The following is a 26,690-nucleotide window of genomic DNA, read 5'->3' as shown; positions in this document are numbered from 1 at the left end:
ATATGTTTTTTAAGTTCCTGCCAAAAGATTTTAATTTTTTTGACCTTTTCGAAAAACAGGCCCACTATGCGGTAGAAGCCGCCGGTTGCTTCAAAGAACTAGTATCTCAAAATATCATTGATGAAAAATCCCTGGAGAAGATGCACCAACTGGAGCACGACGGCGACGAAGTAACTCATGAAATACTGGAACGCCTTAACAAGACATTCATCACGCCGTTTGACCGTGAAGATATTCATGCGCTCGCAAAAGAGCTTGATGATATTATTGACATGCTTTACACGATCATAAACCGGTTAAGAGTCTATAACGTAACCGGCGGAAATAAAAATCTGATAGAATTCGCTTCGGTAATAGACGAATCGGTTCGCGCGGTGGAATGCGCTATAAAAGGTTTGCGTAATGCAAAAAATATGAGATCCGTTACGGAATCCTGCGTTGAGGTCAATCGTCTTGAAAATGTTGGTGATTCTATGAGGGATCAGATGCTTGCAAAACTTTTTGAGACTGAAAAAGACCCAATAGCTTTAATAAAGTGGAAAGATATATATCAAGACGCTGAAACGGTTCTCGACATCTGTGAAGACGTCGCACATATAGTGCAGAATATACTTGTAAAACAAGCATAAATAATAATGACACTTGCCGTATTATTCCTGATTTTTTTAGCCCTCCTATTTGACTTCTTGAATGGTTTTCATGATTCAGCCAATTCCATAGCCACTATAGTTTCCACGCGTGTATTGTCACCGCGATATGCGGTCATATGGGCCGCGTTCTTTAATTTTGTAGCATTCCTATTCTTCGGTCTTCACGTTGCAAACACTATAGGCAAGGGGATTATAGACATAGCCATAGTAGATAACAACATAATATTCGGCACGCTTGTTGGCGCATGCGGCTGGAACATTATCACATGGTACCTTGGCCTACCCACAAGCTCATCGCATGCTCTCATAGGCGGTATGATAGGATCCGCTTTAGTAAAGGCAGGGAGCTCATCTTTAGTCTGGAACGGTATTATAAAAACTGCGATATTTATAGTAATATCCCCAGTCTTGGGGCTTATTTTAGGCCTGGTATTCGGCATACTCGTTTACTGGATATTCCGAAAAAGCGTTCCATCGCAAGTTGATCATATATTTAGGAAAGGTCAATTATTTTCCGCGGCACTGTATAGCCTTGGTCATGGCGGAAATGATGCGCAAAAGACGATGGGAATTATCGCAAGCCTCCTTTTTAGCGCGGGTGTGTTAGGGACCACATTTCATATACCTTTTTGGGTAGTCATAATATGTCATACCGCAATAGCGCTTGGCACAATGTTTGGCGGGTGGCGTATAGTAAAAACGATGGGACAAAAAGTCGCAAAACTTAAACCTGTAGATGGATTCTGCGCCGAATCAGGGGCAGCCGCTACGCTATTTATGTCATCCGCATTCGGCATTCCTGTAAGCACGACCCATACCATTACCGGAGCCATTATGGGCATAGGCTCCCTTAAACGAATGAGTGCGGTCAAGTGGGGAGTAGCAGGTCGGATAATATGGGCCTGGGTTCTTACAATACCGTGTTCCGCGATAATTTCCGCATTAGCCTATATTGCATTAACCGCGATAAAATCCCTATAAAAACTCACATTTTCATACCGGGGGAGGGGGTAAAAACGGGCGGGGGAGAGGCAAAATAGTGAAAATAACACAATAAAAGCGATGAATAGCCGCAGTAAGCACCACAAAAAAAGCCTATCAAAGAATATAATCCGAACAATATCAAAGTCGGGTTTTTGCTCAAGAAAACAAGCGCTTGGGCTTGTAATGGCGGGGAAGGTAAAAATAAATGGAAAAACTGTCACCGACCCTGGCCGCATAATAAGAAATTCCGATAAAATACTGGTAAACGAAAAGCCTATTTCAAGAGCCAAAAAAAGGTATATTTTATTACATAAGCCTGCCGGCTATGTAACTACCCGCAAAGATGAGCTTAACAGGCCCACGGTTTATGAGTTTCTTAATGATGTGGATGGGTGGATGTTTCCGGTAGGCCGCCTGGACTTAGACTCTGAAGGCTTATTAATATTCACAAACGATACTAAATTCGGCAATCTGCTTACAGATCCGCATTATGAAATCAGCCGCACTTATGAGGTTCAAATAATGGGCCAGATTATGGACAGTGAAATCAAGGATATCCTAAAAATGGGCTTAGATATCGGCCGCGGTGAAAAAACACAGCCTACAGGCCTAAGGATACTATCTAAAAACGATGATTTCACTTGGGTTGAGATAAGCCTCAGGGGAGGTAAAAATCGTGAAATACGGCGCCTATTTGGGGCATTAAATAGGCCTGTAAAACGTCTTATAAGGACCCGGTTCGGACCATTTGAGCTTGGATCGCTAAAGCCAGGAAAGTGGTTAGAATTAAAAGAAGCTCCGCCAAGAATATCCAAACTTATCAAATAGAAGTAGAATTAGTAGTTATCCACATATAATTTACATTATAATATAACACATTGAGCCACAGATACTTGTGGCTATTACTTTCAATAGGCCAAGTTAACATAAGATATATTATAGGACGTTCTCTATTGGGCCAAGAATGGATTTATAACGGTCTTTATGGGTATGCTTATACTAGAAACCAGTTAACTATAGGGATCTGGCTTGGTAGCGGAATTGAACTTGGGATCGGAATTGACACGCAACCTGTCAATGCAGTTGCAGTAACTACTAAAAGAATTGCCAGGATAGCTATTTTAGGTCCATTTCTCAATTTTGAAGACTCCCCCATTAACCTTTATGATATGGCCCAAAACCAGGGCTTCTGCCAGGCATTTCCTGGCGTTTCTTAATATCCTTGAGAATGTCTGTTGGCTTATCCCCATGCACTTGGCCGCCTCGGCCTGTTTTAAGCCCATATGGTCTGACAACCTTATTGCTTCAAGTTCCTCAACCTTTAATTGATTATAGCCCGGCCTGCCCCTTGTCCCCCGCGGACTAAACTGTTTCGTATTGGGTTCTCTGCTAACGATCCTATGTATTTTCGGCCTGCCGGACATATCTAAATACCTATTTTATAAAAATTATTCACAGGTTATGTTTTGAGTATATACCCATAATATACACTTTGATAATCCGCTTGTCAATTTTTTCTTGCATTCATATCTGCCCGTGTGTATAATCACTGCATGATGAAACTCTTCTCCCGTAAAAGTTTCACGCTGACAGAGGCCGTCGTCAGCATATTCATCCTCATCATCATATGGCTAAGCGCCGTAAATACCCTTATCGTAGGCAAATATAGCGCCTCCTATGCCAAACACAAAACGCAAGCCGCATATGCCGCCCAGCAAGAAATAGAAAGATTGCGAAAATTACCTTTTGCCAATATACTAAGCAGTAACATCAATGGCGTATCAATAGATACCAGGGGCACGCCCAATAATACAGCCGATGATTTCAAAGGCAGGCGAATTGTTACTGTTTCCGGGGACCTCGGCTATTATAAGAGCGTCATTGTTGAAATGCAGTGGAGCGAGATACTATTCGGTACGAACAGAACCATGCGTGAGTATGTAGGAACATATATAGCCAACGAACCTCAGATAAATTAAGAAAATGATAATCACGAGTAGAAAAGCGCATAGTTTAACAGAGCTTCTTATAGCAAGCGTTATTGTTGTCTTCTTATTCATTTCCGCCATAGGCGCTTTTATGCTGACCCAGAATGCCTATTCAGACAGTATTGCAACTTACAATCTTCAACGTGATATCAATATTGCACTCGCTACTATGATCCGTGGAGTAAAAGAGCCGGCCGGAACATTCGGCTTACGCTCAGGGGCTCCCTCCAGCACTACCCCGGCCATGCCCAGCACCGAGATACAATTTATACAACCTGGCGATGACCCCCCGATTGTCAGAAAATTTTTTCTAACCAATAACACTATAGTCTATGAAAGCCCCACGCAAAATCCGACACAGAAAGTCATATACACACCACCTGGAAATTCAAATGTAACCTTAACCTTCAGCGAACCTTCAGCCGATGAACAATTGGTCACGATTTATGTTTCTGTGTTGCAACAAAGGGGCGGTAGAAGCTCTGTGGGGTCTGTCACTACAAACGTCAATTTAAGGAATACTCCAAAATAAAGAAGATATGAAAACAAGAGAAGGATTTGCCCTTATATTCGCGCTGGTTATAGCAATGATAATTCTTGCTATAATAATAGGCCTGGCTGCTATAGCATCCGGAGATCTGTCCCTGGCAGCCAGAGCAACCGATGGTATACGCGCTTACTATCTTGCGGAGGCAGGCCTGGCTAAGAAATTTGTGGAGTTACGCTCAGGCAGCACAATGGGCACTGGCGGAACGATCACTCTTTCTTCCGGCAACACAGGAACATTTAATGTAATAGTGAGCCAAACCGGCGGCGGCGTCTTCCCTACCTATGTATTAACTTCCACCGGAACCTACAAGAATTCAACAAAAACACTATCGCTTACAGTCCGAGCGATGTCCTACTCCAGATACATTTATCTAACAGATACGGAAATACGCAGCGGATCCCGCATATGGTTTATAGGCGGCGATGCTATAAGAGGCCCTATGCATACCAACGGCCAATTAAATATAATAGATGACCCCACCTTTGAGGGGCCGGTCAGCAGTGTGAGCACTTCCATACATTACTATCATGGGCCGCCTCCATTGGATAATCCGGACTTCAGAGAATCGCTAACCCTGGGCGCGCCTAATATAAGACTGCCGACATCGGCGGACATCTTAAGCAGTTTAAGCGCTTCCGCGCAACAAAGCAACGGGTTATATCTAATAGGCGATTCAACCGTAACGCTTTTGTCAAACGGCACAATGAATGTAACAAATGCCGATAAAGATTGGGATAACTATAATGTGCCGGTGCCGCCAAGCGGGGCGCTTTTTGTCAACAATGGCGACTTAAACATTTCCGGTATATTGTCCGGCCAACTTACCGTAGGAAACCAGGGTACCGGTAAAAATATTTATATTACAGGCAATATTTTATATGCTAATGACCCCAGGACCAACCCGTCAAGCACCGACATATTCGGTATTGTTTCCGGAAACAACGTTGTTATTGATTCCGCCGCACCATATAATCTTGAGATAGACGGATATATACTCGCACTAAATAAATCGTTCTATCTGGAAAATTATACTTCGGTAGTTAAGGGCACGTTGACATTATTTGGCGGAATAACACAGGACGAAAGAGGCGCGGTAGGAACATTCAACGCGAGCACTGGCCAAAAGGTCAGCGGCTATACGAAAGATTATAATTACGATCAGAGATTTGAAGATTCCGCGCCCGCGTTTTTCCCTCCTGCCAGGGATTCGAACAATAGAATAGTATATCTAAAGATTTTGTGGGCAGAAACTTAAAAGCAATAGGAATAGCGCGATGAAAATAAAAAAAATCGTCATCATAGCCGCTCTCATAATAGCTCTTTTTACAATAGTGATGCTACTGGTCACTAACATGCTTTTCTTACGTAATGTAGCTCCGTATTTGTCAGAGCCCAAAGAGAAGCCTCCGGCAGAGCAAATACAGCAGATGGAATATGCCATACCAACTGCAACCACGATACGCCCTACCCAGGATATGGAGAAATTAGAAGAAAGACGGAAAATAGCAGCTGAGCGGGAATTGGAAGCGGAACATACCAGAAACGTTAATAGAGCCGAGGCTTTTGCGCAGCAAAAAGCATTAGAGGCCTCCAAACAATTAGCTGTCGGTCCCATTCCCAGAAAAGAGCCAAAACTCCCATCTGAAGAAGAGATAAAAGAGATGGAAAAGAAAGGAATTATTTCTTACTGAGTTGAAGGTTTTTTATACAGCGGAATTAACGCGATGCTGGTCATATTGACCAGCTCTTTTACTAAATTGATATCTTTTTCAGAAAAACCTGCGCTCTTTCGCGTAATATTAAGATTGATAACACCATAGACGTCGTGGTCGCTGCCTTTATTAAATGGCACTATCATAGAGGACTTTATACCGCTTCTTTTCATCTTATCTGAAATACCGTTCTTATCCTTATCCTTAGGCAATATTATGGGCATGGCAGTGGCCACCGCAATTCCGGCTATCCCCTCCCCTATTTTTATGCTTGTACTATTGATTATCTTACTATCAAGCTTTGAAGCGGCTTTTATATGCAAAGTTTTGGTGTCCTTATCAACTGTCATTATAGAACCAGAGTCCGCGTTAAGAACTAAAGAACACGTCTTAAGCATAGCTCTTAATATCTTCTCTTCATAATATTTTGAAAATAGAGGGTCTAATTCTACTACCTCTGGAGCTATCTCCCCCAATCTCTTCTTATGATATTCCGTTTGTGCCATATGTGAAAATATATCTTTTATCAGGCTTGTCATAGAGTGAACTTTATTATAGGAAAAGACATTTATATCTATGAGCACATCCATCAATGTATCGGGATCGATCCCCGCTTTTTTAGCTTCTTCCGCGTATTCTGACTCCGCCTTGCGGCTTTTAAGTATAAGCGGGCCCACCATAATATAAGCTACGTCTTTATTGCCGATCGCTTTAATGGGAATGATAGACACATCTATGCCAAAAGGCAGTTTAAAATTCCCTCCGTCTTGAACTATCTGGGAAAGTTTTTTTGCGGCACCGGCAGATGCGTTATCACCGCAGATATTATTGAGATTTGTAAATTTTGGGAGTATTTCGGTGCAGTATCTGGAAGGACGGCTTATACGCGAGAGAAGTTTGCCATCCAGAGAGATCGTTCTTAATGTAACTTCGAGGACTTCGGAAAAAGAATCCTGTATTTTCTGCCACTCGGCAAGATTTACAAGATCCGACAGGTTGATATCTTTATAAAACATTAATTATTAAGCCTAATTTATTGAAGGGATGATAAAATATTATATTTTTTTAATTTATTATACAGGGTCGTCCTGTTCACGCCTAATTTTTTTGCTGCCTTCTTCTTGTTCCACTTCACCTCTTTCATCACCTGAAGTATATATACTTTTTCAGGCTCTCTTAATGCGTCTTTCAGCGATTCGGCATTTTCGCTTTCGGCAATACCTGCCTGAACCGTGTTCCTGACAAGGATGCCCGGCAGATCGTTACTATCAATAATATTATCTGTATCGAGTATGACTGCGCGCTCCACTATATTTTCAAGTTCCCTGACATTACCCGGCCAATCATATTTCATCAGAATATCCATCGTCTCTTTTGAAACACCTTCTATCTTCTTATGATTTTCTTTGGAATAAAGGTTTATAAGATGGTCTACTAATAGCGGCAGGTCGTCTTTGCGCTTCCTTAAGGGTGGAACAAGTATCGATATTACATTCAGGCGATAATACAAGTCTTCTCTGAACTTTTTCTCCGCAACCAATTTTTCCAGATCCTGATTCGTGGAGACTATAAAGCGGACATCGACTTTTATTGTTTTGTGGTCACCGACGAGCTCGAATTCTTTATGCTGCAACACTCTTAATAGTTTTACCTGAAGATCCAGCGAAAAAGAATCTATATCGTCCAAAAGCACTGTTCCGCCATGGGCAAGTTCAAAGCGGCCTTTACGGTCATTTATAGCGCCTGTAAACGCCCCTTTTGTATGGCCAAATAACTCGCTTTCTATGATCTCTCTTGGGAGCGCGCCGCAGGATATTTCCATAAAGGGCTTATCGCGCCTTTTCTTATCAGCCTTATGGATAGCGCGAGCGATCACTCTTTTGCCGGTGCCGCTCTCTCCGCGCAATAATATTGTGGCTTTTGTGCTGGATATGCGCTCTATTATAGAATATATTTCTTTCATGGATGGGTCTTTGCCCACCAGATCATAAAAATTATCGTTTTGGGGATGAAGAAATTTTTTAATAAAAGATGGCTTGCTTTTCTGCTGTGGCAATTTCTGCAGTGCTTTTTCTATTGAATTAATGATCTTTCTGTCTTCAATCGGCCTTATAAGGCAATCGGAAACAAGGCCGCTTATTTCTTCGTGCACGTTTTCATAAGATGATAATAATACTATTTCCGTAGAAAGAGATTTGGATTTGATGGACCTTATAGATTCGGCATTCTTTGCGGCAGCCAGATCGGCAAGTATAACGTTAAAAACCTTATCTTCGAGTGAAGAGATGGCTTCTTCGGCAGAGTTGGCGATGTCCGCCTCATAGCCATGGTGGCGGATCAATTCATAAAGCGACTTCTGGTCAAGTCTGTCTTCGCTTAATATCAGAATGCGGGGTTTACTCATTCATGTCCACCATTTCGCGAATCTCGCTCTCTATCTTTTTTGAATAATCGTTCAGTCTCTTGAGAAGCATTGCTGTCTTCTTTATCCCCTGCTTCGACTCCAGAAGAAACTGCCGTCCCTGCGAATTATCACCAATACTATGCAGAGCCAGATTTATAAAACGATTTGTCGCGTCAATGGGATTAGATATTTCATTTATTATCCCGTTATACTTTCTCCCCATCAACGACAATTTTTTAAAACGATTTTTTTCGCCGGTATTACTAATCCTGCTCATCTTATCACACTTATCATGTTATGCAAGAGAAATGATTCTAACTTTTTGAAACACTAACCGGACCCTTGCCAGTCAACTCATCTATTCTTTTTTGTAAAACTTTTTTTAATTTTTCGTCTTTCGACTTCGCTAAAATATTATTATAGATATCTACTGCCTTCTCGGAGTTCTTCAGCTTTGTAACAATTATATTTTCCACAAGCGGCAATAGTTGAACCAAAGCCATCTGGCTATAATATTTATCAATTGCATATTCTATAGACGCTCCTGCTTTCTCATAATTTCTTGAGCTCACAAATGTTTGAATTAACATAGCGGAAGCTATATATCCCATATTCTTCCCTTCGTATTCTTTCTCCATATTCTCGTAGAACGACTGGGCCTGGCCATATGCTTCCATTGCCTTGGAGTCCTCTCCCTTAGTATCATAGTATTTTGCGATATAAAGAGGTATCTGCACGCCGAGCTGAGTATTCGGATATTTATCCCGCAGCGTAATAAACTCTGTAAGGGCACGTGACCAATCATTTTGTTTCTCATATATAACACCCTTGAGGAACTGAGCCACGCTAAGGATGAAAAGATCTTCCTTATATGTTTGTATCATGCTGCCTGCCAAAGACATGCCTTTGTTATAGTTTTTATGGGCTATATAGAATTCCAAAAGCGCTATGTTAGCGGTCTTTGTTATATTGGCCTTTGGATATTTCGTAATTAGTTTATTAAGATTATTCTCTACGACCAAAAGAAGCGCGGGTGGAGCTACATCAGGATTAATCGTAATCTTTGAGTTAACCTTCATTGCCCGATAAAACAATTTTTCTGCCTCGTATTCACCGCCCATCCCAAAGACCGATAGGATAACGAATATTGCCACAAGAATCGATATTAAAATCAATATAATTTTCTTCATGCTGTATTCTTAAGCGGTTCTTTTTGCTTAATAAGCAAAAACTGTGAAATACATATTATGATAAAACAATCCAGAAATATTGACGCTATTATTCCAGCGGCTGTAATGTAGAAGCTTATCTCCGGGAAGGTTTTATTTATCAAAACATCAGAAACACTTTTTAAAACAGATATAGGCAGGTATATTAAAAAAGGTAAAAATATCAACGCAATGATCGCGCCGAAGTTGTGAAAACCCAAGGACATGCTTTTTAAAAATGCCTTTAAAAGCGGCATCTTATCTATGACTATGATAGGTATGGTCAATATGACAAAAGCCTGCAGGATAATATTTGAAACAAATATAGCCATCATCAGGCAGATGGAATAAATTTGAGGCTGGATATGCGGCAAAAATTTCAATCCGAGTTTAAACAATTTAGAAAAAACATAGACATCTACCTTTTTTAGCAAGAATGTCATGAATACCACAATAAGGGCATAGCCGAAAAAGTATGCGTAATTCTTTAAGGAGTTTTTTACCATGGCCTTGGCCCTTACAGGAAGCTTCTCCTTGATATTCTTGAAAATATTTACACTAATACCTACGAGAAACGCTCCGGCAATAATATAGATCACTATTTGAAGATAATAAAATAACTTCGACAGACTGACAAGATACGCCGGATAATGCAGAAACTGTTCTCCAAACAATTTTTTTATTACAGGGCCTGCTATCGGCAGAATCGGGGGTCTGGTAGAAAAATACACTACTTCCAGCGCAAGAGCCTCAAAAAACGCTATTAACACAAATGGCATAATGATGATCGGCTGATTTATCATCAGGCCCAAAGAATCCATCCAGATTTTTCTAATATTGTATTTCATGGTCAGCCCAATATTATATACTAAGCATAGCCTAAGTAAAGAAAAAAGGGGTAGAAATTTACATCCCTACCCCTCAATTCTTTTCTAAAGAGTACTCTCCCCCAAGTAATTATAAGTTATAAGTCCGGTGGGAGAACATAAAACACTTTTCGGCCTTATGCTCTCGCCACATAAGCATGCTTACTGGTTCAAGCATCCTCCCGTAATAGCGTATTGCATTATAAGCACTATACGCTATATACGGAATTATGCCTTAGCCTTTTTACGAAACAACCTTCCAACCAGCCCTATTAACCCCATACCAAGAAGCATAGCGCTGCCCGGTTCGGGCGTTTTGATGTAGCCGCTCCCCGGCAACCTATCGTCCGGCTCATCTCCATTGCCATCGAGACGCGCGCGCAGACCAAACGGACTCAGAGCAACATTGTCAAAAAATACATCCGTTGAGAGTAGACTATCGGGCACATACATCTCTACTATACTTGATAGACCATTACTGGTGCCTAATATCCCTAACTCTGTGAATGCAGGTTCTCCAGTATACACGGATACTATTCCTAGAGCAGTGTAGTTCCTATTATTCAAATCTATCAGATAATCGCTAGTATCGTCATTGTTGATATCGAGAAAAAATTTGAATGCAGCTTCCTCACCCTCAGAGCCCGGTCCACCGGAAAATGTCGGCGTTCCATATGTATCCATCCTGAAGTACCAGCCGTCACCCGCCACTACTTTCATGAATATGTTCTTTATATCCCAGCTATCGGAAATACTGGCTTCGTTTGAATCACCGCCAAATAACTGCGATCCATCCCATTCTGTCAAGCTTGTCATTAAGCCATCGATCGTGGGAACGATTGCGTATGCATTCCCTGCCGCTAGAAATATAACAGCTGCTACTACTAATAACACTTTTTTCATTATTTCACCTCCTCTCATAACTGAATTTTATTGAAAATTATACTTTTCTTTTTCTAAATCTCAATAACCCCGCCAATCCCAACCCCAAGAGCGACAGCGTTGCCGGCTCCGGAACGGTCGGATCTCCGTCACCAGGCCAATTTACATCATGTGAAGCAGGGTTATAAAATACACCATTGCTTCCGCCAAACGATCTGGCATCGAAGTGGACCTCTGAAAAAGAAGAACTCTTTACCACAAATTTTGTCCAACTTGAAGCGGTGCTCGTTATATTCTCATTACCAGTATTATCATAAGTAAGATCTATACTATTGCTTGGCTTTAATACTGCATAAATACCATCGCTCCCGCCATCATAGACGCCGTGGCCTCCGCCTGGATATGGATTAGTACTCGTAAAGTCCGAATATGTAAACGTTTCTTCCACCCCAAATGCATCCGCTATCGTAATGCTACCATCGGTATCACCCCCATGAACTGCCACAATAAGTCCTATATCATAAGCCGTACCTTTGTTTTCTGGCGCCGTATTATATAAATACATCGTAAACGGCATATTATTTGCGACATAGCTTTCGTCATTCCAGCCGGATGTTGATCCTACATAACCGATCCCGCCTTCATTAAATTGATTAGAATTTGTGCTTAACCAAAGATGCGGACCGCCGGCAGTGTCTGCGTACGCTTGAGCAGCAAATATACTCATTAACACAAAAGCAAATATTAGTTTTTTCATAGTCTTCCCTATCTTGCCCCTTTCCCTAACGCAGCAACTATTACGGTACGCAAAAGAATTCTTAGATCAACCATCAAACACATCTCTCTTATATACAGGAGATCGTATTTGACTTTCTTCCTTACATCAGCAATGGTTTCGTCATATCTGTGCCATACTTGAGCAAGGCCGGTTATGCCGGGCCTTATCTGTATTCTCTTCCGATAATCGATAACTTCTTTACTTAGTTTCTCAACAAACACGGGCCTCTCGGGCCTTGGGCCGACAATACTCATTTCGCCTTTTAGCACGTTATATAATTGGGGTAATTCATCTATATGCATCTTTCTGATAAGCTTGCCAAATCTTATCAGGCGCGGATCATCTTCTTTTGCCCACATCGGACCTGTGTTTTTTTCAGCGTCTATGCGCATAGTTCTTAACTTATATATATAGAACGTCTTTCCACCCCACCCTACCCTCTCTTGCTTATAGAATATCGGACCTGGTGATACCACCTTAATGATAACGGCTGTAAATAGGATTAAAGGCGCTGCCAAAGCTATTCCCATACCTGCTATAACATTATCGAATATCCTCTTGAATTCGCGGAAATGCTTTCTGGCGAATCTTGTCATATACCCGATAAATCCGGTGGCAAGAAGAGCCGTAGTGCTTGGTTCGGGCACTATCGCTCGAGCCTCGTGGCCACTCTGCGCATAACAGAGGTTTATGGCGTAAAGAAGCACCAAGGGCGGCAAAGCAAAGTAGACTATGTATTTTGCTGCGGATTTTATTTTTCTTACAGCCATTTATGTGCTCTTGTATTTCTTCGAAAGACGGGCATATCTCTGTATAGTCATATACACATCTATCTCGTGTTTAAGTTCTTCGAAAATCTCTTTTAACGACTCCATCATCTTCTTCATAAAAAACACTCCCTGCCTGCCGGTAGGCAGGCTTTTATTTCATCACATACTGTATAAGCAATATCTGTGCCAATCTTCATTAATGTATAAATAATTCGTAAAATTACTAAGCTGTAACTACTTGCAGTTCAATGAGTTAGAATGCGAGGTAGGAGTCATTATATGAAGTTCAATGACAAACTATGACAATCCCTGACAGGTGATTGTCATAAATTCAACACTTCTTGGGTAACGTGTTGAGTTGAATGGACAGCGCTTAACTGCTTAATTTATCAAGTATGGTGGCGGATTTACTGAGGAAATCTTTGAGAGTAGCTAATGCCGCGCGCTCGCTGTGTCCGACAGCCATTGAAACTCGAAGCGTCGCGCCTGGAACATTGCGTCCGAAGATCTGGTGAAGTGCCAAATACGTTTGCTGGAGGTAGAAATTGCTTGTATGGAGATTGCCTGCCTTGTAAGAGTTAAGGATTATCTCTTTAAACTGGCCCTTCTGGGCAAATATCTTATTTGTCGTGAATGCTTTGCTGTCCAACCCAACTTTATCCACCTGTTTATCCGTTATGGTAAGCCCGCCCCCCATCATGCATACCTCGGGAGGATGAAACACAGACCTATTTGTTTCGGAATAAATAATGAGCAGGTACAATTTATCTCCGGAAGGATTCGTATATTCCCTCGAAATCAAATTTCGCGTTTCCAGTATATCATATTCTTTTTCCGTGATAGGCAATTCCCTGCCCTGCCATTGCCCTACCGCCATTGGAAACGCATGCACATCCAGCTTATCGCTTGCGATCATCTCTCTGCTGAATAATCCCAAAGAGATCGTGCTCGCCGCCAGTAACATAACTATCAACGCTACAAATCCAATCGTATTTTTATCAAATTTCAATTTGTTTCGCTCCTATAAGTTGAGCAATTCCGAAGAGCCCGAGAAACGCTGCCGCAAATACCAGAAACCCTGTAAAATCATGAAAAACACCCATAGCAACCTTTCCCCCGTAAAGATCATTAACAATTGAAACCATAGTTATCCTCATTACATTCGTAGCTATAGCTATGGGAAACGACGATAAGAATAGTATGCTCTTCTTAAGAAATGATGTTTTTACAACATAAGCAAAAAGCAGCCCCAGCGTAACAAGCGATATTATTGAGCGAAGACCGCTGCATGGCGCCGCAACCTCAATGAACGAAGACGGCATTCTTATAAAACTGCCATCCTGTATACAACGAAACCCTATTTTATTAAGAGTGAGAACCGATAATTGAGTAGCCAGAAGTTTGAGCTGGACCGTAAGATTGCCGATTATAGCAAGCGGTAACGGAACCATCGCAAACAGGAAAAGTATCGGGAATGTAAGCTTGCGGATCATCTCAAGGCCAAAGAAAAATAGAACCATGCCATAAATCAGCATTATCAATGTAAATCCCGACAGAAAATATATCCGAAGAGCCGCGCATACAACATGGATTAATAGGCATAATGTGATAATCCATAGACCCAGCATATTCCCGGATATTTTTATTTTGCCTAAAACGCTTCTTTTCTGCCACATTATAAATACAGATATTATGGGGATCAAAAATCCATGTGAATAATAAGACTCTTTTGCCGACCACCTATCTATCATCCACCAAATAGTAGGAATATACGCTATCAAAGACAACACTAAGCATGCCGCAAATTTAATTATAACTTTTAATTTATTATCCACGGACTTCTGACCTTTCCCATGCTATCTTCTGTTTTCCGGATAAAAATCTGTAAAGACCTACGATAGCCGTAAAATTAAGAAAGCAGAAGATGTAGGCTGTCGATGCTATCTTGATGACAAACTTCTTATTTTTTTGCCGGCATGTAAGGGCGCCCACTATAGCCAGTGCATAAAACGCGATTTGTGCCATCAAGAATAAAATATATGAGCCCTCCATCGCCATAAACAGATTACTCACAAAAACCGATATCATGAAAAATGGCGCAATAACACGGAATAATTTATGTGATACCAGCGCTAATGATACCGGTCTCAAAAATGGCACCAATAGATCCTTGAACATAGAAAATATCTGGTAGTTTCCGGCCAATGTCCTCACCTTCCTTCTATATTCTTCTGATGTCTCCATGGCAGGCCTGTCGTAAGCCTTTGCGTCCTGATCCAATATTGTTCTATACCCCATCCTGGAGATATTAAGCGGTATATACACGTCATCGAGAACTATATCGGAAGGCACAGGCAAATACAGGGCTTTTCTTATAGCATATATAGCGCCTGTGGCACCCACCATAGAATGGACAGCGCTTTCACACCTTCTGATAAACTTTTCATAATCCCAATACGCACCCACGCCTTTTGCAATTTCTGTGTCCTGCGCAAGACTTTTAAAAATGAGCTCGCCGCTTACGCATCCGATATTCTCATCGGAAAAATTTGATACCAGCTCCGATATGGCGCTTTTTTCAAATAATTGGCGCACATCACAGAATACCAATATCTCGCCGGTTGCCTGCAGGACCAGGTCATTCAGGACGCTGGGCTTTCCACGCCGATCTTTATAGCAAAAAACCTTTACTCTTTTGTCTGCCATGCGTGAAAGTATCTGATCGGTAGCGTCTGTCGACCCGTCTGAACCGACCAATGTTTCTAAGTCGTCCTTAGGATAGCTGGACTCCAGAAGGTTTTTGATCTTCTTCTCTATATACGATCCTTCATTATATGCGGACATAATAACAGAGACCTTCGGCCTAAAATCGGCGTCTTTTAAGACAGCATTTTTATAGCGCTTTGCCCTGACGAATACATATATGGGATACCCTATATAGGTATAAAAAAGCATCAAAATCGATATCCAAAAAATTATTATCATTTTAATAGCCCCGACCTTATCTTGTCATAATTTTTATCGCCTAATGTTCTTCTGGCTGAATTTTTTATAAATTTTTTGGTTCTATCAATAAATGAAGGGCCGTTATTAATTATATTCATAAAACGATTTAAATCCCAATCGGATCTTATGACAATCCTATCATCTGATGTAAATATTGTGTCGTAACCAATCTCCTTGGCCTTATCCATAACCCTTTTATTATAAAAACCGCGGGGGATGGATAACGTGGCAATACTACAATCCAAATGCTCTTCCAGAAGGCGTTTTGATTCCATTAACTCATAAGATAGCTCGTCATCGTTAAGTTCTGTTAATATCCTGTGCGTCATGCCATGCGCGCCAATAGTCATTCCGTTATCCTGCAAATTTTTTATCTGACTCCAATCCATGTATCCATTTTTACCTACCCATTCTCCTATTATAAAAAAACTCGCTCTCATCCCGAATTCTTTGAGAATAGGCAGCGCTTTGGTATAATTGGTTATGTCTCCATCATCAAACGTCAGCAAAGGCCTGTCCTTTAATGCAGACAGATACTCCATCTGACTCCTAAAATCTCCTTCAGGCACACAGTAAAGGCCAGCTCCAATCTCGGCTACGCTATCCCCTATTGAGTGGTACGCAAGAGTTTTCATATTTATCCGTTATCTTATATTTAAACGATGAAAAATTATCATTACCAAGAATATCTATCCTCTTTATCTCAAAGATATCCTGGCCGGGATAATTTATACCCGGGCTTACTGAAAAGGCGCAGGAAAACCCGGTTGCTTTTACCGTATTTTTTACGTATTCATTATAATCTCCATACGGATAGCAGAAGGGTACGCTCTGCTTACCCGCAATATTTTCCAAGGCTCTATGCGAATCGGCCAGCTCCTCATTGATCTGCTTCGTATCTATCCTGGACAGATACGGATGTGTCCTCGTATGCGCTCCAAAGGTTATTCCCGCCCTCATCATTTCATCTATTTCACTTGTATTAAGATATTCCTTGCCCTCGCTATTTATACGGCCTGTGGTCAAAAATATTGTTGCGGGAAAACAATACTTTCTTAATACAGGAAATGCATGAGTATAATTATCCTTGTATCCATCATCAAATGTTATCACTATTTTAGTCTTTTTATTATCCTTCATCGGCGCGTGATTGAACCATCCCAGCATCTCATCTACTCCAATAATCTGAAAAGCATTCCTATAGGCGCTCAAAAATAACATTTGAGCTGAGAATTCTTTAGGGTCCACAACGAGGGCAGATCTTGGGAGCGCATCATTCACCCTATGATATGTCAATACGACGATACCATTATGAACTGTGAAATTGCCAAATAACTGTTCTATCTTTCTTAATAAACTCATATTATTATCTCTTCTTAACATCGGGAAAGGTATCATTTATTTTATCTTTAATAATTATACTTCCCTTGGGCTCTTCGCCCTTTAAAAACGTTACAGTTGTCGGCGCAAGCTCATCCTCTATATTTATGATATAACTTGAAGCATCCTCTTTTAGCGAGATGGCGTTAGGATTTGGCTGTTCATCGGCATCGCCTATATAAAATACATTTATAAAATCGTGCTGATCTCTTTTATCTTGAGGCATAATCTCTATGCGCCAAGTTCCGGCTTCCTGCCATTTTCCACCCATCTGCTCCTCTATCCTTTTTTTCTCGCTATCAGCCACAGGGTAGTTCTTTGGCTTAGAGCCATCTACCCAATATTCATAACCCGACCCGCCCACTTTTCTGATAAGATAATTTTCCGGTTTTAACGTTTTAAGAAACAAGCTCGACGTATTAAATACATTTTTAGCATTTAAATAATAACCTTTATATATTTCTATGTGGCCGGGCACTTCACTCTTTACTATTTGACCTTTTATAACCGGCTCTGTTACCAAGTGAAGGAGCCATTTTATCTGATAATTTTTGTTTTTTAGTTTCAGTTGATCATAAACTATTAGATATCCACCATTACCTTTTCTTATAAATACGAGTGTCCTATAATATTTATCCAGCCTGTCTCTATAGGCCTTGTTAGCCTTACCCACCACATAATCATAATTTGGCGTAGTTTTAAAAGCCGCGAGATCCGCCCAATCCGCGTGTGGATTATGCAAAAATTCATCCTCCCTGCCAAAGCGGCTGGATGCGCCAAAGGTTCTGGTAAAAACAAAATCAACACCTCCGGGATCAGGTGCTGTCCCAAACTTTTTTGGCTCATCAGGCCTAAAAGGGTCTATCACCAAAATATTATTATGGGCAGCTGTATTCTTCTGGTAGCAAAAATAATTGGATTGGCCGACATATGCATCGTAAACACCTGAATCCGGAGCGAGGACGCCATCCTTATAAATAACAAAAGTATTAACATCAAAATCGCCATGACTTGTTTTTGTATAAGCAGGGGCGGATCTAAATCCAATTATCGTGGGCTTCCCGGTCCATCCACTTCTCATATACGCTTCATCTCCTCCCGAAAATAATTTTGCGTATGGAAAGTTTTCATACGCAGCATCATTAGGACTAATACTCTCGGCATGCAGGTCATCAAACAGGACGCTTGCTATAGGGCCAAGCTCCTCCAGCCCGCCATAACCGGTCGTTGTAAGAATCCAATCCGAAACACCTATTTGATGATTGCCCACCCATTTTATATATGGATTTTCGTAGGCAAGGGGAAGGGTCCTTCCTAAAAATTTTTTCATCTTCCATGCAACCGATCCCTCTGTATATGAAATACAGCCAGCGCCTCCGATAGTAACACCGTGATGTAAAGCCTCTCTCCCTCTCTCTAAATCCAGCCTATAGAATATATAGTAAGCGGTATTCTTAAACCATGGGTAATCTTCCCCGTCTATTAAATTTATACCGGTAGCGGACTTAAGCGCAAGAAACCAATCTACGCCATCCGCGCCTGCATAATACCCCTCAAAAGGCGTTCCGTCTGCGGCATACGCATACATTCTCGCCGCGTCTCCCCAAAACCAATCATGGTTCCATCTCGATTTATAGACAAATTCCGCATCCGGAACATGGTGCGCAAGTGCAATTTCCGGCCACGCCCGGTAAGAATCAAACATCCAGTCCTCACGATGAAATGTCTCGCCCGTCTCTTTTAATCCTTCCCTGATAGCTTTGGCTCTTTTTTTAATGCCTGCCAGGTTAGATAATTTCTCGGCCACATACTTCCTCTGGGAATCTGTCATGGCGTTATATATCCAATCAAAGGCAAGCGCCATCTTGGCGATCTCTCTGCCGACAAATCTTTTGTCGCCGGTCGTAGGATCATTATCCACGAGCATCCTGATAACCTCTTTTGAACACCGTAACGCTGTAGCAGGATTATCATGTTCCCTCATAAGATATAGGAACGCCAGATTAACAATATCGCCTTTCTCGGCAAGATCTATGATGTTATTAAATGCCGGATGACGCCTGAGGATACGCTGCCTGCATACATTTATATTATCAGGATCTAGGAATATTCTGGGGTGGTCTTTCTTTATCCCGATATTATGCAATTTTGCCTCAAGTGCCTTGACCCGCACGAGCCCTTCCGGATCGCCGTAGATAGGCCCGTTCTTCGCGGCATCCACATCTATATTTATTGATGGCGCCTTGACCTCAAATGTCTCTTTTACCGCGTCAACCTTATTTTTTATTCCCTGAAGCGCATGTGTATGCCGCTCGGCTTTTTCTATAAACGCTCTTGCCTGAGCCAGCGCGGGCATATTTCCACACTTGGCAATGATTAAACCCGCAAAAATAATACTACATGTGATAAGCAATGGCTTTTTGTATTTCATCGAATCTCTTTTCCCATGAGTTGGAAGATGCAAATCTTACACGGCTCTCCACAGCATTCCTGTCGTTAAGCTTAAGCGATCTTTCTATCTTATCTAAAAATTCTTCATAACGGGCTGCTATTTCTATAACATCGGCATATCTCATGACTTCAGGAATTGCTATCGAAACCACCGGCTTGCCCGCTGACAAATATTCAAGTATCTTCAAAGGATGCGAATGCATGGTAAGCTGATTTATATTAAATGGCAACATCGCGACATCAAAGAAACGGCTGTATTTGTATAGTTCCTCATAGGGCTTCACAGACAAATAGTAAATATTATTGGCCCTCGGCGGCCCTTCTTTAACCGCATCTATCTTGCCTACGAATACAAATGACCAAGCCGGCCTTTTTTGCGCAAGAAAACGAATAAGATCATAATCTATCCAATCGCCGGATATCAGACCGTAGAATCCTATGATAGGGCGCCCTATATCTTCGATATCTGCCGGTTTCATAACACCTTTTTCCACCACCGCCTTATTAAAAAGTTCAAAGTCAACACCGTGAGGCGAATAAAACGTATTCTCATTTATTGCCTTCTTCTTTTTGAATAGCTCCTGTGAAACGGCAAATACAATATCCGCCTGCCTTGTCATCTCGCTATCCAGACGGCTGATAACATCTGCCGGAACCCCTTTAAACGCGCTCATATCATCGACGCAATAATAGATAATGCGTTTTCTTTCGATCTTTCTTATAACGCCCAATGAATTCGGCAAAAATGTCCATACCGCTGGCCTTTTGATATTAAATCTGCGCATGATCATCTTTATTTGAAAGGTTATTATCATATTATTCATAAATCGCACAAAACCATGTTTCTGGAATGGAACGGCTATCGGAGTATACACAAAAAGATTCTTATTAATTTGTTTGACTCCTTTAAAAAATCCGCGTATTTTCGCAATCACTCTTTTAAAGTCATGCGATGTAACAGATGGGGTTCTTAAGCCTATAGAATTTATGAAGAAAACCCTGCTATCCCTGGCCAGCCTGGTTGCTATATGATATTTACTCGTCTTAAGGCCGCTATTCCAGTCATCTGATGAGAAAAATAAGACATCTTCTCTTTGCAATGTTTTTTTGAATAATTCCGATAACTTACTGGTGGTATCATCCCAGCTGTAATTCTGCATATTACCCGCTATACTCTTCCCATCCCACTGCCTGTCTATGGCAACTTCTATAGCCATAGCTATCGTCACCGGCTCATAAGAATCCAGCAAAATTCCCATGTTTTTATCGATAAGTTCGGATAGGCTCCACTTATTCATAGTAAGGGCCGGTGTACCGCAGGATAAAGATTCAAGTATGACGTTTGGCCACCCCTCACGTAAACTTGTCAGGCAGAATAAATCAGCCGCAGAATACCATTTATAAAGCTCATTATGCGGCACCTCTCCAACAAGCATTATTCTATCTTTCAAGCCGACCCTTGCTATAAGCGCTTCCAAATTTTTTCTATAAGGGCCTTCTCCTATAATATAGAGAACGGCATCTTTATTTTTAATAAGCGAAAAAGCGTTTATTAAAATATGAAATCCTTTTGTTTCGATAAGATTACCGGCTGATAATAACACCTTTTTATTATTAGCTATGCCCAAAGCGCGTTTCGCTTCTGTTTTTGACATAGCATAGAATTTGCTAAAATCAACTCCGTTATTTATAACTTTTATCTTATCTGCATCTATTCCTAATTCTACCATCTTATTTTTTAGATCACTATTTACCGATATGACAGCATCTGCCCTCTTCAGGCAATATCGTATCAGGGTTCTTATTATCCAAAAATTGGAATACCAGTTAATGTCTGTCCCTCTCGCCGTAACTATTACCTTTTTTCTCAAAACCGCCCCCAATAGTACCGCGGCAAGCCCATCCGGATAGATGAAATGCCCGTCTATAACATCAAAGTCAAATTCTTTCTTAATCCTTTTCACAAATCTTAGGACATCTATAAACATGAAAAAAGCATAGAGCGACCGACAGAATTTCGGCATTACGAAGTAGCGCGGATGATATACCTTCAATCCATCTATCTCTTCCTCTGTCGGGACCTGGCTAAACTTAAACCATTTCTTATTTATATTTATTTTAGGAAAATGCGGTATGGGCGCAATGACCCGCACATCACATACCTTTGCCAGGTTCTTAACTCTCGTTTTGACAAATATGCCGTGATTCGGCATCTTGCTGTTAGGAAATAATGTTGTAAATACCAAAACTTTCATTTATTTGCAAGCTCCGTATAAAGGCCGGCATACTTGTCGGCCATCTTACCCAGGCCAAAGCCCTCCACCACGCGCTGCCGTCCTGCTATGCCCATATTTTCTCTATCTTTCGGATTTCTGCATAGATATATCATTGCCTGGGCCAGGCTGGACGGATCTTGCGGCGGAACTATTAACCCTGTTTTTTTATCGTCTACTACCTTGGGATTGCCACCGACATTTGTAGCTATAACCGGTAAGCTTGTAGACATGGCCTCTATAAGTGTCAGAGACGTTCCTTCCCTTGAGGATGACAACACGAACATATCAAACATGTTTAACATAGCCTGTATGTCTCTTTGAAACCCCATAAATATAACTTTATCCCATACCTTAAGCTTCTTGGCAATATCCTCTAAGTCACGCTTTGATGGGCCGTCTCCCACGATTACCAGATTGGCATTATCAATATGTTCCGCCACCAAGGCGAAGGCCTCCAAAAGGTTTTTTTGATCTTTTTCCGGTGATAACCGAGCGACATGACCTATGACTACCTTGTCTTCAAGGCCAAATTTTCTTCTTTCGACTATTCTTTGCACAGCATCCTGTCTATGCAGCTGATCGTCGATACCATTTATGATCGTATGAACCTTCTCCCCCTTAACCCCAAAATGTTTTTTAAGATACCCTTCTATGTCAGAAGATACCGTTATATTCTTATCCACTATTTTCGAAAGCTGTTTTATGATCAACTGCATCTTTTTGCTTTCTGCCAATACGCTGCCATGCTGCGTAACAATCATATTATTAAAACCAGCCAGCTTTGCTGCCATTGTTCCGTATAATAAAGCGGAGGAATTGTGCATATGTATTACATCAGGGGCTGTCCTTCTTATCGCTTTCGCCAATCTTAAGGGTAATAAAAAATCAAATCCGCTTTTCCTGTTCATGCACTCTATTTTTATGCTGCCCCCCAATTCATCTTTAAGCGCTCCCGTCCTATCCAAAACACAGACCGAAAAGTCGAATTTATCTCCATTTAACTTTTTAATAAGATTCACTGCCACTTTTTCGGCACCGCCGCATTCAAGACTGAGAAGTATATGCATAACTTTTATTTTATCATCGCGTTGTGGACATCTATTAATGCTTTCCTTTATCGCATCATTGTAAAGAGCAACTAAGTCAACAGCATTTTTTTCGCTTGGGTTATCATTCATGTATGCCCAGGATCCGCGGGAACATGCTTCATATAGCGATTTATCTGACAATATTTTTATTATTGCTCGCGCAGTTTCTCCGGAATCACCGGGAGGGACAAGCAGGCCATTAACGCCGTCTTTTATCATATCAGGGATACCCCCTATGTTGGAAGCAACCACTGGCAGAGCAAAACTCATCGCCTCCAGGATGACCAGGCCTTGAGGCTCATTGAGCGATGGCACTATAAAAAGATCTGCTTTCATATAATAATCCGCTAACTCCTTTTTTGCCACATAACCCATATATTTAATATAGCGCCCCATTCCTAACGCATTGATTTGGGATAATACCTTCTCCTTCTGATCGCTCTGGGCCGGACCTATTAACAGTAACTCAAAGTCTTTTATGGTTTTCACGACTTCTGGAATAGCGTCGACTAAATATCCGACTCCCTTTATCGGCCGCAAGGCTCCTACAAATAAACATGTTCTCTTGCCGGTTCTAAACTCTTTCGGCTGATCAGCTATAGAAAATATGGACTTTTCATATATTCCCGGAATAACCTTGATATTCCTATTCTTAGCTCCTATTGCGACTAAAATACTACCTACCTCTTTGCTAATAGCTACTACTCTGGCGCTAAGTAACGCGACCAATCTGTCTGTAATTTTATAAAGCGCCCTTAGCCTGAAACCATAGTCAAGCGCTATATTTTTTTGATATATAGTTCCATGACACGTGGATACTACTGGTATTTTATATATTTTTCCAACAAGCCAGCATGATATAAACGCTATGCTATCATGCGCATGAATAATGTCTACCTTGCCTGTTTGAAGATGCGCTTTAATTGCGCGAAAAAATAGCAACATCTTAAAAAATACATGGTGCGTTTTTCTAACCTTGACGAATGATACTAAACCATTATTACCGGATTTTTCTACATCCGTGGCAAATATGCTCACTTTATTCCCGAGCATTGCCAGTTCTGATACATACGCCCGGATATGAGTAGGAATGCCTGAATCTTTAAAATATGCTTCGTTAACAATAGCTATGTGCATCTAATCGCTCCGGTATTTAATTACTTTCGCTGGCACGCCACCAACTATAGAATGATCCGGTACATCGCATGTAACCACGGCTCCGGCCCCAATCACTCCATGTTTTCCTATCTTCACACCCTTCAGGATAATGGCCCTGGCACCTATCCAGGCATGGTCGCCTATCTCCACATCCTTTGACACATAACCATCAAACCCTTCTTTTTTCATCTTGTGATCACTGGTTATGATCATTACATCCGGCCCCATCATCGCATGGCGTCCTATCGTAATTTTGCCTTCGCCCATAAATCTGGCATTTTCCCCTATGCAGGCGTATTCTTTTAAAACAAGGTTCTTCCCGCTGCCGAAATCTGCGCCCCTTTCGACAAATATTGTCGGCGGCGCATCCTTAATAATCATCCTGCATAAGCCATTTCGCGTCCATCTTGACAATACACCTATAACCCCAAATTCGTATGAACGCGGCAGGCGCTTAGCGAATAATTGATAACATAGTATTGCGAGAATTCTCATTTTACGGCCTTTGCGGCTATCAGCGTTTTTATCCTGTCTGTATATATCAACTTGCTCACGACGAGTAACGCGACAATAATATACTGGTATCCGTAATAGGCCCCGGGTAAAAAGAAGCCCGCCCCGCAGAAACCTATCAAACTTACGCCCAAGGCATAAGGAAGCGCCAGATTCATTCTTTTGTCGCTTTCAAGCGCATTATTATCTTTCCTCAATCGCAAAAGCCCCAACAATGAGCTTATGATAATAAATATAAAAAGCCCTCCGCCAAGCAGGCCTGTTTCGCTAAAGATCTGTAAAAACATATTATGTATGCTCATCGTATAGTCAGCGTATTTTTTCATTTCCGGCGGAGCGTAGTCGATAAAGAGATCGTTGAAATTACCGGCGCCGACTCCAAGCAACGTGTGCTTCTCCAGCATATTTATGCCCGATCGCCATGTCGCTATTCTTATCATGGCAGAAGGGTCTTCCTCGTATGTTGCTATAGTGCCCATTCGTCCGGTATATTTATCCCCTATATGCGGCAAGAAGATGATCAATACCAGAATTGCGGTTACTATCATCATAATTTTCTTCCGGGATTTAATAAACAGAGCAGCCAATACTATTACCATTGCCAATAAGCCACCTCTGGAGTATGTGAGGATTATGCCTCCTGCCATAACACCTGTTATTCCCAAAAATAAAATCTTTTTCCATTTGCTGATACTTTCCTCATAAAATGTGAACGCCAGGGGCAGGACAGCTACAATGGACTCCGCGAAAAAATTTCTATCAACATAATAAACGCTTGGGACGGCGTATTCGAACCCTTCGGTCTTATATCTGTAATATGCGTAAAGAACCAAAATGAATATTACCGATACCAGTACGCCCGCTGCCTGCTTCAAATCATCTTCATTATTAATAACGTTGATCATCAGGAAAAAAAGCATCGCTACCCTGATAAATTCATCGAACATATACACAGCGATGGCCGGATACGCAGCATGCCACCGTGACGCGTATATGACGATACCGAGCAGAAGCATCGCTATGAATTCAGCCGGTACCCGTATTTTTTGTTGCTTCTGCGCAACATGGCAGAGCCACGCCACAAGTATCAGCCAGCCGGTGATCATCGGAATGTGCCAGCTCGTATATATTTCTGGTATCCTCTCCATAAGATACCCGTCTCGCAAAAATAGCAGTATTAAAAAATAAAATAATCCTATCGTGGGCTTCTTAAAAGTCCACAGGATAGCTACCAATGTTATGAGACAGAATAATGCTATACGCATATTAAGTTTTTAACCTATCCATAAGCTTCGAAATGATATAATAACCGGCCGACCTAAGGTCAAAGTAATTCATCTTTACCGCTAAGGCGAAGGCATAACTTGCTTCCCTGTAATCCCTTACGTCGAGAAAAGAATTTCCCATCCTGCGCATCAGGCCATGCAACCTTTTGTTTTTCAGTCTTTCGCGGTCTCCATTATAGTGGCCAAGCGCCTTTAAGAACGCGCTTCTTTCGCTGTCATAGGCAGGCTTGATCATCGAACGGTTAAAACCAGATGGGTTCACACGGTATTTCACCAAAGGCTCATTTATAGATCCAATTTTATATTTAACGGCTATCCGCAGCCACATATCATAGTCCTCACTTCTATTATTCCTGTCCTCGTCAAATAGTCCGACATTGGTAAAGCATTCTTTTTTAACCAAAACGGACGAGGCGCATATAAAATTTTGTCTTAAAAGTTCTTTAAATATAAACCCTTCGGGCATAGCGATGCATCTCTTTGGCGCTATACAGCCATTGAGATCCATGCGAAACCTATCTGTGTGCATCAAGCCATAGCCAGAATCTGTCACCATTTTGCCTGCTTCAAGCTCCAATTTCTTGGGCAGCCATATATCATCGCTATCAAGGAACGCTACATAATCGCCTTTTGCCGCACGTATTCCATTATTTCTTGCCGCCGCTGGCCCCTTATTCTCCTGGTAGATATATTTTATTTGTGCCCCTGTGTTCATGTGCTCATGTGATCCTATATGCTCT

27 protein-coding genes are annotated in these 26,690 nt (G+C 41.4%); 7 read left to right on the top strand and 20 right to left on the bottom strand.

Annotation, left to right across the window (positions count from 1 at the left end; translation table 11 throughout):
• The first annotated feature begins 2 nt into the window (after positions 1-2).
• The 3 genes from Q8R38_07435 (at position 3) to Q8R38_07425 (ending at position 2,462) form a co-directional block, all read left to right on the top strand.
• Positions 3-629 carry a DUF47 family protein gene (locus tag Q8R38_07435; GenBank protein ID MDP3791858.1) on the top strand — a complete coding sequence of 209 codons (627 nt, stop codon included), beginning with the start codon at positions 3-5 and terminating at the stop codon, positions 627-629.
• A gap of 6 nt (positions 630-635) precedes the next feature.
• Positions 636-1,631, top strand: a complete 996-nt coding sequence (locus Q8R38_07430; protein MDP3791857.1) for an inorganic phosphate transporter — start codon at positions 636-638, stop codon at positions 1,629-1,631.
• An 81-nt stretch (positions 1,632-1,712) separates the two neighbouring features.
• Entirely contained in the window at positions 1,713-2,462 is a 750-nt protein-coding gene (locus tag Q8R38_07425) for a pseudouridine synthase (GenBank protein ID MDP3791856.1), read from the top strand.
• A 293-nt stretch (positions 2,463-2,755) separates the two neighbouring features.
• On the opposite strand, the gene Q8R38_07420 is transcribed toward Q8R38_07425, so the two are convergent.
• The gene (locus Q8R38_07420; GenBank protein MDP3791855.1) at positions 2,756-3,058 is read right to left on the bottom strand and encodes a DUF134 domain-containing protein; all 303 of its coding nucleotides are present in this window, start codon (positions 3,056-3,058) and stop codon (positions 2,756-2,758) included.
• Between the two features lie 129 nt (positions 3,059-3,187).
• On the opposite strand from Q8R38_07420, the gene Q8R38_07415 reads away from it, so the two are divergent.
• The 4 genes from Q8R38_07415 to Q8R38_07400 are packed head-to-tail and all read left to right on the top strand — an operon-like array spanning position 3,188 to position 5,863.
• Positions 3,188-3,613: a hypothetical protein gene (locus Q8R38_07415; protein MDP3791854.1), complete on the top strand. Its 426-nt coding sequence runs from the start codon at positions 3,188-3,190 to the stop codon at positions 3,611-3,613.
• Positions 3,614-3,617: 4 nt separating this feature from the next.
• Complete coding sequence (locus Q8R38_07410) at positions 3,618-4,154, top strand: hypothetical protein (GenBank protein MDP3791853.1); 537 nt, start codon at positions 3,618-3,620, stop codon at positions 4,152-4,154.
• 7 nt (positions 4,155-4,161) lie between these two features.
• Positions 4,162-5,427: a DUF4900 domain-containing protein gene (locus Q8R38_07405; GenBank protein ID MDP3791852.1), complete on the top strand. Its 1,266-nt coding sequence runs from the start codon at positions 4,162-4,164 to the stop codon at positions 5,425-5,427.
• A 19-nt stretch (positions 5,428-5,446) separates the two neighbouring features.
• Positions 5,447-5,863 carry a hypothetical protein gene (locus tag Q8R38_07400; GenBank protein ID MDP3791851.1) on the top strand — a complete coding sequence of 139 codons (417 nt, stop codon included), beginning with the start codon at positions 5,447-5,449 and terminating at the stop codon, positions 5,861-5,863.
• Here Q8R38_07400 and Q8R38_07395 read toward each other — a convergent pair.
• The 19 genes from Q8R38_07395 to Q8R38_07305 all read right to left on the bottom strand — a co-directional run.
• Positions 5,857-6,900 carry a PocR ligand-binding domain-containing protein gene (locus tag Q8R38_07395; GenBank protein MDP3791850.1) on the bottom strand — a complete coding sequence of 348 codons (1,044 nt, stop codon included), beginning with the start codon at positions 6,898-6,900 and terminating at the stop codon, positions 5,857-5,859. The two genes, Q8R38_07400 and Q8R38_07395, sit on opposite strands and share 7 nt — an antisense overlap.
• 17 nt (positions 6,901-6,917) lie before the next feature.
• Positions 6,918-8,288 carry a sigma-54 dependent transcriptional regulator gene (locus Q8R38_07390; GenBank protein MDP3791849.1) on the bottom strand — a complete coding sequence of 457 codons (1,371 nt, stop codon included), beginning with the start codon at positions 8,286-8,288 and terminating at the stop codon, positions 6,918-6,920.
• Positions 8,281-8,565: a hypothetical protein gene (locus Q8R38_07385; GenBank protein MDP3791848.1), complete on the bottom strand. Its 285-nt coding sequence runs from the start codon at positions 8,563-8,565 to the stop codon at positions 8,281-8,283. Before Q8R38_07385 ends, Q8R38_07390 begins: the two co-directional genes overlap by 8 nt.
• Positions 8,566-8,602: 37 nt before the next feature.
• Complete coding sequence (locus tag Q8R38_07380; protein MDP3791847.1) at positions 8,603-9,478, bottom strand: tetratricopeptide repeat protein; 876 nt, start codon at positions 9,476-9,478, stop codon at positions 8,603-8,605.
• On the bottom strand, positions 9,475-10,344 hold the full coding sequence (locus Q8R38_07375) for a hypothetical protein (GenBank protein ID MDP3791846.1): 870 nt from the start codon (positions 10,342-10,344) through the stop codon (positions 9,475-9,477). Before Q8R38_07375 ends, Q8R38_07380 begins: the two co-directional genes overlap by 4 nt.
• Positions 10,345-10,590: 246 nt before the next feature.
• Positions 10,591-11,265 (bottom strand): PEP-CTERM sorting domain-containing protein, encoded by a 675-nt coding sequence (locus tag Q8R38_07370; GenBank protein ID MDP3791845.1) that lies wholly within the window; start codon positions 11,263-11,265, stop codon positions 10,591-10,593.
• Positions 11,266-11,302: 37 nt separating this feature from the next.
• Positions 11,303-12,001, bottom strand: coding sequence for a PEP-CTERM sorting domain-containing protein (locus Q8R38_07365; protein ID MDP3791844.1), 699 nt, complete (start codon positions 11,999-12,001; stop codon positions 11,303-11,305).
• Between the two features lie 8 nt (positions 12,002-12,009).
• The gene (locus Q8R38_07360) at positions 12,010-12,792 is read right to left on the bottom strand and encodes a sugar transferase (GenBank protein MDP3791843.1); all 783 of its coding nucleotides are present in this window, start codon (positions 12,790-12,792) and stop codon (positions 12,010-12,012) included.
• 373 nt (positions 12,793-13,165) lie between these two features.
• A complete protein-coding gene (locus Q8R38_07355; GenBank protein MDP3791842.1) occupies positions 13,166-13,801 on the bottom strand; it encodes an EpsI family protein in 636 nt (211 codons plus the stop codon).
• Entirely contained in the window at positions 13,791-14,627 is an 837-nt protein-coding gene (locus tag Q8R38_07350) for an exosortase/archaeosortase family protein (GenBank protein MDP3791841.1), read from the bottom strand. Before Q8R38_07350 ends, Q8R38_07355 begins: the two co-directional genes overlap by 11 nt.
• A complete protein-coding gene (locus Q8R38_07345) occupies positions 14,620-15,777 on the bottom strand; it encodes a glycosyltransferase family 2 protein (protein ID MDP3791840.1) in 1,158 nt (385 codons plus the stop codon). The genes Q8R38_07350 and Q8R38_07345 overlap by 8 nt, the downstream gene beginning before the upstream one ends.
• Positions 15,774-16,340, bottom strand: a complete 567-nt coding sequence (locus Q8R38_07340; protein MDP3791839.1) for a polysaccharide deacetylase family protein — start codon at positions 16,338-16,340, stop codon at positions 15,774-15,776. The genes Q8R38_07345 and Q8R38_07340 overlap by 4 nt, the downstream gene beginning before the upstream one ends.
• Before the next feature lie 58 nt (positions 16,341-16,398).
• A complete protein-coding gene (locus Q8R38_07335) occupies positions 16,399-17,160 on the bottom strand; it encodes a polysaccharide deacetylase family protein (protein ID MDP3791838.1) in 762 nt (253 codons plus the stop codon).
• Between the two features lie 4 nt (positions 17,161-17,164).
• Positions 17,165-19,609: a heparinase II/III family protein gene (locus Q8R38_07330; protein ID MDP3791837.1), complete on the bottom strand. Its 2,445-nt coding sequence runs from the start codon at positions 19,607-19,609 to the stop codon at positions 17,165-17,167.
• Positions 19,575-21,884 carry a glycosyltransferase gene (locus tag Q8R38_07325; protein MDP3791836.1) on the bottom strand — a complete coding sequence of 770 codons (2,310 nt, stop codon included), beginning with the start codon at positions 21,882-21,884 and terminating at the stop codon, positions 19,575-19,577. The genes Q8R38_07330 and Q8R38_07325 overlap by 35 nt, the downstream gene beginning before the upstream one ends.
• Positions 21,881-24,130 (bottom strand): glycosyltransferase, encoded by a 2,250-nt coding sequence (locus Q8R38_07320; GenBank protein MDP3791835.1) that lies wholly within the window; start codon positions 24,128-24,130, stop codon positions 21,881-21,883. The genes Q8R38_07325 and Q8R38_07320 overlap by 4 nt, the downstream gene beginning before the upstream one ends.
• Positions 24,131-24,646, bottom strand: a complete 516-nt coding sequence (locus Q8R38_07315; protein ID MDP3791834.1) for an acyltransferase — start codon at positions 24,644-24,646, stop codon at positions 24,131-24,133. It abuts the gene before it with no gap.
• The gene (locus tag Q8R38_07310; GenBank protein ID MDP3791833.1) at positions 24,643-25,929 is read right to left on the bottom strand and encodes an O-antigen ligase family protein; all 1,287 of its coding nucleotides are present in this window, start codon (positions 25,927-25,929) and stop codon (positions 24,643-24,645) included. Before Q8R38_07310 ends, Q8R38_07315 begins: the two co-directional genes overlap by 4 nt.
• Position 25,930: 1 nt before the next feature.
• Positions 25,931-26,690 (bottom strand): glycosyltransferase family 2 protein (locus tag Q8R38_07305; GenBank protein ID MDP3791832.1); only part of this gene is annotated, 760 nt, incomplete at its 5' end.

The organism is Candidatus Omnitrophota bacterium (assembly GCA_030695905.1).
Classification (GTDB): domain Bacteria; phylum Omnitrophota; class Gorgyraeia; order 2-01-FULL-45-10; family 2-01-FULL-45-10; genus CAZHPY01.
The sequence above is the reverse complement of the archived record's forward strand: the minus strand, read 5'-3'. Positions and strand labels throughout refer to the sequence as shown.